The 1,157-nt window shown below is 49.8% G+C and carries 1 pseudogene; it reads left to right on the top strand.

Annotated elements, in window-relative coordinates:
- Nucleotides 1-68: 68 nt before the first annotated feature.
- Nucleotides 69-1,147, top strand: a pseudogene (locus C7B65_RS29100) (ISAs1 family transposase).
- Nucleotides 1,148-1,157 lie beyond the last annotated feature (10 nt).

Here is a 1,157-nt window from a genome sequence, read left to right on the forward strand (position 1 = left end):
GCAGGGCTGATCCATTAATCAAAGAAAATAGATACTAGAGAAATCCCCTAGCTTGAACTCCAAGCTTTATGAGCCTAATTCAACATCTTCAAACCGTTCGAGATTATCGCACTCAACCTGATTACCCCCTCTGGGTAATACTGGTCTTAATCATCATGGGCACGATGAGTGGTTGTACCGGATACCGCTCTTTAACGGACTTTGTCAACCGACATCAAGCCGCATTACTAGAGATCATGGAACTGCCTTATGCTCGACTGCCGGGGTTTTCCACTCTGCGGCGGATTATGGTGCGAGTCGATTTTGTCTCCTTCACCCAGGCGTTTAACCAGTGGGCACAAGAGCACTGTGCGCCCTCCCCCAACGAGCAAGTGTCAGTGGACGGTAAAGGGATCAAAGCCAGTCTGCGCGATTCTGACCAGTCTTACCAAGACTTCGTCAGTGTCGTCTCAGCTTTCAGTGTCCAGCAAGGCGTGGTGCTGGGCTTAGAGTCGATGCATAATGGCGATTGTAGTGAAATCAAGACGGCTCAAGTCCTATTAGAAAAGCTTCAACTCCAGGGAGTTTGCTTCAGTCTCGATGCCCTCCATACTCAAAAAAAACCACGCAGCAGATCATTGCCAGCGGCAATGATTACTTGATCCCGGTTAAAGGGAACCAGCAGACTTGGTTGAGACAATTAGAGACGCAGTTTGAACAACTGCCGCCGCTCAGTGTGGATCAGCAAAGTGAACGGACTTATGACCGGGTGACGCAACGAACCGTCAGCGTTTTAGACCAAATTCCAGCCATCGATCCGCAATGGGTCGGCATCCAACGGATCGTTCGAGTCGAGCGCACGGGCACTCGTGCGGGTCAACCTTATCGTGAAACGATGTTCTACATCAGTTCCTTAACTTTAGATGCGGTCGGCTTTGCCCAACAGATTCGAGCGCACTGGCACATTGAGAATCGGCTGCACTGGGTCAAAGATGTGGTGTTGAAAGAGGATGAATCGCCGCTGTGTGATGGCAATGCGCCGGTTAATTTTGGGATTGTTCGTACCTTCTGCCTGAATCTCTTTCGGCTCAATGGTTTTGATTCGATCACCAGAGGGCTGCGATTCTTGGCGCACGATGTCCAGAAACTATTTTCCTTCTTTCAATAGATCAGCCCTG

Source organism: Phormidesmis priestleyi ULC007, assembly GCF_003003695.1.
GTDB classification, from domain to species: domain Bacteria; phylum Cyanobacteriota; class Cyanobacteriia; order Leptolyngbyales; family Leptolyngbyaceae; genus Phormidesmis_A; species Phormidesmis_A priestleyi_A.